The following is a 9,097-nucleotide window of genomic DNA, read 5'->3' as shown; positions in this document are numbered from 1 at the left end:
AACAACGGCTACAACGTCGTCAACATCGGCATCAAGCAGCCGGTCTCCGCGATCCTGGAGGCCGCCGAGGAGCACCGCGCCGACGTCATCGGCATGTCCGGCCTGCTGGTGAAGTCCACCGTGATCATGAAGGAGAACCTGGAGGAGCTGAACGGCCGCGGACTGGCCGCCAAGTACCCCGTGATCCTCGGCGGCGCCGCCCTCACCCGCGCCTACGTCGAGCAGGACCTCCACGAGCTGTACCAGGGCGAGGTCCGCTACGCCCGCGACGCCTTCGAGGGCCTGCGCCTCATGGACGCCCTGATGGGCGTCAAGCGCGGCGTCCCCGGAGCCGCCCTGCCGGCGCTGAAACAGCGCAGGGTGCCGAAGCGGGCCGCCCCCCTGGTGGAGGTCCGTGAGCCCGAGCCTGCGGGCCGCTCCGACGTCGCCGCCGACAACCCCGTACCCGAGCCCCCCTTCCTCGGGACGAAGGTCACCACCGGCATCCCGCTGGCCGCGTACGCCCCCTGGCTCGACGAGACCGCCCTCTTCAAGGGCCAGTGGGGCCTGAAGGACACCGCGACCATCGAGACGGAGGGCAGACCGCGGCTGCGCGCGCTGCTCGACCGGATCGAGCGCGAGGGCCTCGTCGAAGCAGCCGTCGTCCACGGCTGGTTCCCCTGTGTGTCCAAGGGCGACGACCTGATCGTCCTGGACGAGGACGGAGGCGAGCGGACCCGCTTCTCCTTCCCCCGCCAGCAGCGGGGCCGCCGCCTCTGCCTGGCCGACTTCCACCGAGCCGAGGACTCCGGCGAGGTGGACGCGGTCGCCTTCCAGGTCGTCACCGTCGGATCGAGGATCGGGGAGGAGACGGCCCGGCTCTTCGCCGCCGACGCCTACCGCGACTACCTCGAACTCCACGGCCTCTCCGTCCAGCTGGCGGAGGCCCTCGCCGAGTACTGGCACGCCCGGGTGCGCGCGGACTGGGGCATCGGCGCCGCCGACCCCGCCGCCCTGGACGGCATGCTGCGCACCGAGTACCAGGGCTGCCGCTACTCCCTCGGCTACCCGGCCTGCCCCGACCTGGAGGACCGGGCGAAGATCGCCGCCCTGCTCCGTCCGGAGCGGATCGGGGTCGAGCTCTCGGAGGAGTACCAGCTGCACCCCGAGCAGTCGACGGACGCGATCGTCGTCCACCACCCCGAGGCGAGCTACTTCAACGCGGGAGGCCGCAGGTGAGCCCCACGTACTCCTTCGAGTTCTTCCCGCCGAAGACCGACAGGGGCGAGCAGACCCTGTGGGACGCGATCCGGCGCGTGGAGGCCCTCAAGCCGGACTTCGTGTCCGTGACGTACGGCGCGGGCGGCTCGTCCCGGGACCGGACCATCGACGTCACGAAGCGGATCGTCACCGAGACCACCCTGCGGCCCGTCGCCCATCTGACGGCCGTCGGACACTCCGTCGCCGAGCTGCGGGCCATCATCGGCGCCTACGCCGACGCCGGCGTCCGGGACGTGCTCGTCCTGCGCGGCGACCCGCCGGGCGACCCGCGCGGCGCGTGGACACCGCACCCGCGGGGCTTCACCCACGCGTACGAACTCGTCGAGCTGGTGCGCTCGCTGGGCGACTTCCGGATCGGCGTCGCGGCCTTCCCGGAGGGCCACCCGCGCTCCGCCGACCCGGCCGCCGACCTCGCGCACTTCGTCGCCAAGTGCCGGGCGGGCGCCGACTACGCCATCACGCAGATGTTCTTCGACCCCGAGGACTACCTGCGGCTCCGGGACCGGGTCGCCGCCGCCGGCTGCGACACCCCGATCATCCCGGAGATCATGCCGGCCACCGACGTCCGCCAGATCCGGCGCTTCGCCGAGCTGAGCGACGCCGCGTTCCCCGAGGACCTGGCCCACCGCCTGGAAGCGGCGAAGGACGACCCGGCGACGGCCTACCGGACCGGCGTCGAGCACGCGACCGCGATGGGCCTGCGGCTCCTCGACGAGGGCGCGCCGGGCCTGCACTACATCACGCTCAACAAGTCGACGGCGGCCCTGGAAATCCACCGAACCGTCCTCAGTGCAAGGAGAGTTGCCGCACATGTCTGAGTTCACCGACTTCAAGGTCGCCGACATCGGCCTCGCCGCCTTCGGCCGCAAGGAGATCACCCTGGCCGAGCACGAGATGCCCGGCCTGATGGCGATCCGCCGCGAGTACGCCGAGCGGCAGCCGCTCGCCGGGGCCCGGATCACCGGCTCCCTGCACATGACGGTGCAGACCGCCGTCCTCATCGAGACGCTGGTCGCGCTCGGCGCCGAGGTCCGCTGGGTGTCCTGCAACATCTACTCGACGCAGGACCACGCGGCCGCCGCGATCGCCGCCGCCGGCATCCCCGTCTTCGCCTGGAAGGGCGAGACCCTGGAGGAGTACTGGTGGTGCACGGAGCAGGCCCTGACCTGGCCCGACGCCGACGGGCCCAACATGATCCTGGACGACGGCGGTGACGCGACGCTCCTCGTCCACAAGGGTGTGGAGTACCAGAAGACCGGCGTGCTGCCGGAGGCGTCGAACGAGGAGCTGGCGGTGGTCCGGGCCCTCCTGGAGCGCACGGCCCTGGACTGGTCGACGATCGCGGCCTCGATCCGGGGCGTCACGGAGGAGACCACGACCGGCGTCCACCGCCTGTACGAGATGCACCGCGAGGGCGAGCTGCTCTTCCCCGCGATCAACGTGAACGACGCCGTGACGAAGTCGAAGTTCGACAACAAGTACGGCTGCCGCCACTCCCTCATCGACGGCATCAACCGCGCCACCGACGTCCTCATCGGCGGCAAGACCGCCGTCGTCTGCGGCTACGGAGACGTCGGCAAGGGCTCGGCGGAGTCGCTGCGCGGCCAGGGCGCCCGCGTCATCGTCACCGAGATCGACCCGATCTGCGCGCTCCAGGCGGCGATGGACGGCTACCAGGTGGCCACCCTGGAGGACGTCGTCGAGACGGCCGACATCTTCATCACCACCACCGGCAACAAGGACATCATCATGGCGTCCGACATCGCCCGCATGAAGCACCAGGCGATCGTCGGGAACATCGGCCACTTCGACAACGAGATCGACATGGCCGGCCTCGCGCAGATCCCCGGCATCGTGAAGGACGAGGTCAAGCCGCAGGTCCACACGTGGACGTTCGAGGACGGCAAGGTCGTCATCGTGCTCAGCGAGGGCCGCCTGCTGAACCTCGGCAACGCGACCGGCCACCCCTCCTTCGTGATGTCGAACTCCTTCGCGGACCAGACCCTGGCCCAGATCGAACTCTTCACGAAGACGTCCGACTACCCGGTGGGCGTGTACACGCTCCCCAAGCACCTGGACGAGAAGGTCGCCCGCCTCCACCTCGACGCGCTGGGCGTCCGCCTGACGACGCTCCGCCCCGAGCAGGCGTCGTACATCGGGGTCCCCGTGGAGGGCCCGTACAAGCCGGACCACTACCGCTACTGAGATGTGTGATGTGTACCGAAGACATCCGTGATCCGTGGCTCCCCGACCGTCTCCTCCGCACCGAACGGGACCTGCTGATGCCGCTCCTCCGGCGCACACCGGAGGAGGCGTACGAGCTCCGCACCGCGTGCCCCGGCTGGACCGCGCGGCAGGTCCTCGCCCACTGCGGGGCGGCGCTCGTCCGGATCGTCGAGGACCGCCTGGAGGAAGGCGTCTTCCTGCCGGAGGCCAACGCCTGTGACGTGGCCGAACGCCAGGACTGGCCCATCGGCCGGATCCTCGACGAACTCGAACGCGGCCTGACCGAGGCGGGCCCGGTGATCGCGGAACGCGAGGACGGCCGCCTCGACGCGGTGGCGCTGGGGGAGTGGGTCCACGCCGGAGACGTACGGGAGGCCTTCGGCGAGCCCGGCGCCTACTGCGGCGCCGCGCTCGACCTGGCCCTCCCGCTCCTGTCGGTGACGAGCCGGCGCCGGGACACCCCGCGCCTGCTCGGCGTCCTCGCCGGCCGCGCCGGCCCGGTGTCCCTCGGCAACGAGATCGAGGGCCGGCCGGCGGCCCGCTTCCACGGCGAGGCGGCGACGCTGATCCGCATCTACGCGGGGCGTCCGCTGGTCAGGACGCGCTACGAACTGACCGGCGCGACAGAACACGAACTCCTCATCTACCGCTGACCCCGCCCGCCCCGTGGTGGGCGGCGCCCACGCCCGTGCGGGGCCGCACCCCCCGCCGTGTGGGCCGCGCCCCGCCCCCGTGTGGGCAATCGTCCCGCTGGGCGGGACGGGTGGGCACACGGGACGGCGCCCTTCGCGGCGCCTCCGCGTTCTGCGCCTGGACCCGCACCACCAGCGTGCTGCACCCGTGGTGCGGGTCAGGGCGCGGGAGCCTAGGCCCGGCGCGGGGCGCCGTCCGTTGTGCCCACCCGTTCCGCCCCAGCGGAACGATTGCCCACAACGGCGGGGCGCAGCCCACAACGGGGCGGGGCGCAGCCCGCAACGGGGTGGGCCCCTCGACTGAAGGGACCCCCATGAGCACGCTCGACCGCCTCCTCCGCGCGTCCGCGGACACCCACCCCCACACCCCCGCCGTCACCTTCGGCGAAGACACGCTCTCCTTCCGGGAGTTGTACGACACCGCCGCCACCCTCGCCGCCCACCTGCGGACACTCGGCGTCCGCCCGGACGCCCGCGTCGGCGTGTTCGTCGAGCCCTCGCCGGAGCTGATGACCGGCGTGTGGGGCGTCGTCCTCTCCGGCGGCGCGTACGTGCCGCTCTCGCCGGAGTACCCCGAGGAGCGCCTGCGCTACATGATCGAGGACAGCGGCTCCCGGATCGTCGTCACGCAGCGCCGCTTCCGGGACCGCGTGACGGAGCTCGCCCCGCCCGGGACGACGGTCGTCACCCTCGGGGACGTACCCCGGGAAGCGGCCCTGCCCGCACCCGTCGCCGGCCACCACCTGGCCTACGTCATCTACACCTCCGGCTCGACGGGGAAGCCCAAGGGCGTCATGGTCGAGCACCGCTCGATCGTCTCCCAGATGCGGTGGATGGCGGCGGAGCATCACCTCGGCCCGGACGCCGTCGTCCTGCAGAAGACCCCCATGAGCTTCGACGCCGCGCAGTGGGAGATCCTCGCCCCGGCGGTCGGCGCCCGTGTCGCCGTCGGTCCGCCCGGCGTGCACCGCGACCCCGAGGGGCTGATCGACGCGGTCCGCGCGCACGGGGTGACCATGCTCCAGGGCGTGCCGACGCTGCTCCAGGCCCTGGTCGACACCGAGCGGCTGGGGACCTGCACCGGGCTCCGGCGGGTGTACTCGGGCGGTGAGATCCTCTCCAGGAACCTCGCGGTCCGGCTTCTCGCCGAGCTGCCGGCCGCGGAACTGATCAACCTCTACGGCCCGACCGAGTGCACGATCAACGCCTCCTCGTACACGGTGGACCGTGCGACGGTCGCCGACGGCCCGGCGGCGATACCGATCGGCAGACCGGCCCACGGGACGACCTTCCACATACGCGACGGCGAGCTGTGCATCGGCGGGGTCCAGGTGGCGCGGGGGTATCTGGACCGCCCCGAACTCACCGCCGAGAAGTTCCTCACCGACAGCGCCGGCGCGACCGGCGCCACCGGAGGGCGTCTGTACCGCACGGGCGATCTGGCCCACTGGAACGAGGACGGCACGGTCCAGTTCGCGGGCCGCGCGGACAACCAGATCAAGTTACGCGGCTTCCGCGTCGAGCTGGACGAGATCGCGCTCGCCATCGAGAACCACGACTGGGTCAAGAACGCGGCGGTCATCGTCAAGGACGAGCCCCGCACCGGCTTCCAGAACCTCGTCGCCTGCGTGGAGCTGTCGCCGAAGGAGGCGGCCCTGATGGACCAGGGCAACCACGGCGCCCACCACCAGTCCAAGGAGTCGAAGCTCCAGGTCAAGGCCCAGCTGTCCAACGCGGGTGCCCGCGAGGACGCCGAGCTCGTGGGCTGCCCGGTGGTCGAGCTGCCGGGCGCGACGCCGTCCGCGCGGATGCGCCGTACGGTCTTCGCCCGCAAGACGTACCGCTTCTACGAGGGCGGCGAGGTCACCCGCGCCGACGTCCTCGCGGCCCTGGCCCGCCGCCCCGAGGGCATCGGCTCCCGGCCGGTCGGCGGTCTCACGGCGGCCGATCTCGGCGAACTGCTGCGCTGGTTCGGCCAGTTCACGAGCGAGGAGCGGCTCCTCCCGAAGTACGGCTACGCCTCACCGGGCGCGCTGTACGCGACGCAGCTGTACGTGGAGGCGCGCGGCGTCGCGGGCCTGGACCCGGGCACGTACTACTACCACCCGGTCCGCCACCGCCTGTACCTGACGGAGCCGTCGGCGGAGGCCGGCGAACCCTCCCTCCGCTTCCGCTTCCGCGGCAAGCGGGCCGCGATCGAGCCGGTCTACCGGAACAACATCCAGGAGGTCCTGGAGATCGAGACGGGCCACATGGTGGGCCTCTTCGAGGAGGTCCTGCCGGGGTACGGCCTCGACGTCCGGGCGTGCGAGGACGGGGCGTGGGAGCTCGTCCCGTACGACGAGGCGGCGCGGGCCGAGCCGGAGGCGGACCTGTACGTCCAGGTCCACGGCGACGGCGTCCGGGGCCTTCCCCCGGCCCAGTACGCCTACGCCGACGGAGACCTGACCCCGATCGGCTCCTCGCTCGTCGAGAAGAAGCACGTCATCGCGATCAACCAGGCGGTGTACGAGCGGGCCTCGCTCGGCGTCACCGTGGTGAGCCGGACGGCGGCGGCGGGCCGGGCGTACGTCGACCTCGGCAGGGTGCTCCAGCGTCTCCAGCTCGGCGAGCACGGCCTCGGGTTCATGTCCTCCGGCTACAGCTCCGAGTCCGGCCACCCGCTGCCGGCGGCCCGCCGCGTGGACGAGATCCTGACGGCGGCGGGACGGGAGACCGGCCCTTCGTACTTCTCCGTCGGCGGCCGGGTGAGCGAGGAGCAGCGGCTGAGCGAGGGGATGTACGAGGACACGGTCCACATGAAGGGCCCGGCGGAGATGATCCGGGACGACCTCGTGCACCACCTGCCGGACTACATGATCCCGAACCGGGTGGTGGTCCTGGACCGGCTGCCGCTGTCGGCGAACGGCAAGGTGGACGCGAAGGCGCTCGCCGGCCTCGCCGTGGTCAACGCGGGCCTGCACGGCCGCCCGCACGTCCTGCCCCGTACGCGTACGGAGGGCAGGCTCGCGGAGATCTGGGCGGCGGCGCTCAAGTACGAGGAGGCCGGGGCGGTCTCCGTCCTGGACGACTTCTTCGAGTCCGGCGGCAATTCGCTGATCGCGGTCGCGCTGGTCACGCGGATCAACCGGGAGTTCGGCGCGGGGCTGCCTCTCCAGATCCTCTTCGAGCATCCGACGATCGAGAAGCTCGCCCACCGGCTGGACGGGGCGGCCGCCACCCCCGCGTCACGTCTCGTACGGCTCCACGCGGCCGGCGCGCAGTCGCCGGTGTACTGCTGGCCGGGGCTCGGCGGGTACACGATGAACCTGCGGCACCTCGCCGAGGAGGTCGGCATCGACCGGCCCTTCTACGGGGTGCAGGCGCACGGCATCAACCGGGGCGAGGAGCCGTACGCCACGATCCGGGAGATGGCCGCCGCGGACGTGGCCGCGATCCGCCGCCGCCAGCCGGCCGGCCCGTACACCCTGTGGGGGTACTCCTTCGGCGCCCGTGTCGCCTTCGAGTCGGCGCACCTCCTGGAGGCGGCGGGGGAGCAGGTGGAGAACCTGTTCCTGATCGCCCCGGGCTCGCCGAAGGTCCGCTCCTCGGAGACGGGCGGCGCGACGTACGACAACCCGGCGTTCGTGGCGATCCTCTACTCGGTCTTCGCGGGCTCGATCGACGCGAGCGTGCGGGCCGGGGACCGGCGGAGCTTCGTGGCGCACGTCGCGGAGAACTTCCCGGCCCTGGACCCGGACCTGATCGGCCGGATCGTCGCGATCGTCGAGGAGACCTTCGAGTTCACGTACACCTTCCGCGAACTGGCGGAGCGGCAGGTGACCTGCCCGGTGACGCTCTTCAAGGCCGAGGGTGACGACTACTCGTTCCTGGAGGGCGCCACGGGCTGGTCCACCCGTCCGCCGGCGATCGTGGAGCTCGACGCGGACCACTACAGCCTGCTCCGGCAGCCGGACCTGTCGGAGCTCGTCAAGAAGATCCGCTACCGCCTGGGGCTGTAGCGTCCTCCCCCGCGACCGGGGGTTTCGTGTGGAGGATGTCCCGGGCCTGTTCGGCGGCCCGGGACGTGGTCTCGGAGACGAAGTCGAGGAAGCGGGCGACGTTCTCCAGGCGGTTGCCGGCCGGAGTGTCGGAGCCGAGGACGGTGACGCCCTGCCGCGCGGTCTCGACGATCTGCGCGATGGCCCGGGCGGAGGCCATCATCGACTGGTACCAGACGTCGTCGTCGACGGTGTAGCGCTCGCGGCGGCGGTCGTCGCGCTCCCGGCGGATGAGGTCCTGGCTGTCGAGGAACGTGACCGCCTTGGAGATGGACGCCGGGCTGACCTGGAGGCGGTCGGCGAGTTCGGACGCGGTGAGGCTGCCCGTGTCCGCGAGGGTGAGACAGGCCATCACGCGCGCCATCATCTTGGGCATGCCCGAGGCCATCATGACGGTCGTGAACGTCTCCTCGAAGGCGCGCACGGCCTCGGCGTCCCGCCCGTGGGCCTGGGGTGCGGCGGCCGTTCCCCGGGGTGCGGCGGGCTTGCGCCGGTGGGCGCGGTGCTCGGTGGCGCGGTGCGCGAGGTCGGCCCGGTAGCCGGTGGGGCCGCCGTTGCGCATGACCTCGCGCGTGACGGTGGAGGTCGGGCGGTCGAGGCGTCGGGCGATCTCCGCGTACGCGAGGCCGTCCGCCAACCCCGTTGCGATCTGCTGACGTTCGGGCTGGGTGAGTCTGCCTCCCGGCATCGCGGTCTCCTTCGTCGTCCGTGGGGTCGTCAGCATAGCGTTCACCTGCAATCCATTGCAACGCCCCAAGGGGTGATGTTGCATTAGATTCAGAACCATTGCAATGAAATCCTGCAACTGACCTGCGGAAACAGTGTTTTCACGCAATGAAGTGCTTGCCGGACCTTCGAACGCAACGTAGCTTTTCCTTC

6 protein-coding genes are annotated in these 9,097 nt (G+C 71.6%); 5 read left to right on the top strand and 1 reads right to left on the bottom strand.

Annotated features, from left to right (window positions below; translation table 11 throughout):
• The 5 genes from IE237_RS40185 to IE237_RS40165 all read left to right on the top strand — a co-directional run.
• Positions 1-1,218 (top strand): vitamin B12 dependent-methionine synthase activation domain-containing protein (locus tag IE237_RS40185; protein WP_189807176.1); only part of this gene is annotated, 1,218 nt, incomplete at its 5' end.
• Entirely contained in the window at positions 1,215-2,078 is an 864-nt protein-coding gene (metF, locus tag IE237_RS40180; protein ID WP_189807175.1) for a methylenetetrahydrofolate reductase [NAD(P)H], read from the top strand. The genes IE237_RS40185 and metF, both read left to right, overlap by 4 nt.
• Positions 2,071-3,465, top strand: a complete 1,395-nt coding sequence (gene ahcY / locus IE237_RS40175) for an adenosylhomocysteinase (protein ID WP_189807174.1) — start codon at positions 2,071-2,073, stop codon at positions 3,463-3,465. Before metF ends, ahcY begins: the two co-directional genes overlap by 8 nt.
• A gap of 8 nt (positions 3,466-3,473) precedes the next feature.
• The gene (locus IE237_RS40170; RefSeq protein ID WP_189807173.1) at positions 3,474-4,139 is read left to right on the top strand and encodes a maleylpyruvate isomerase family mycothiol-dependent enzyme; all 666 of its coding nucleotides are present in this window, start codon (positions 3,474-3,476) and stop codon (positions 4,137-4,139) included.
• Positions 4,140-4,492: 353 nt separating this feature from the next.
• Positions 4,493-8,179 (top strand): non-ribosomal peptide synthetase family protein, encoded by a 3,687-nt coding sequence (locus tag IE237_RS40165; RefSeq protein ID WP_189807172.1) that lies wholly within the window; start codon positions 4,493-4,495, stop codon positions 8,177-8,179.
• Here IE237_RS40165 and IE237_RS40160 read toward each other — a convergent pair.
• On the bottom strand, positions 8,148-8,906 hold the full coding sequence (locus IE237_RS40160) for a GbsR/MarR family transcriptional regulator (protein WP_189807171.1): 759 nt from the start codon (positions 8,904-8,906) through the stop codon (positions 8,148-8,150). The genes IE237_RS40165 and IE237_RS40160 overlap by 32 nt on opposite strands.
• Positions 8,907-9,097 lie beyond the last annotated feature (191 nt).

It is taken from the genome of Streptomyces tanashiensis, from assembly GCF_014648895.1.
Lineage (GTDB): Bacteria > Actinomycetota > Actinomycetes > Streptomycetales > Streptomycetaceae > Streptomyces > Streptomyces tanashiensis.
This window is presented reverse-complemented; position numbering and strand designations above follow the sequence as displayed.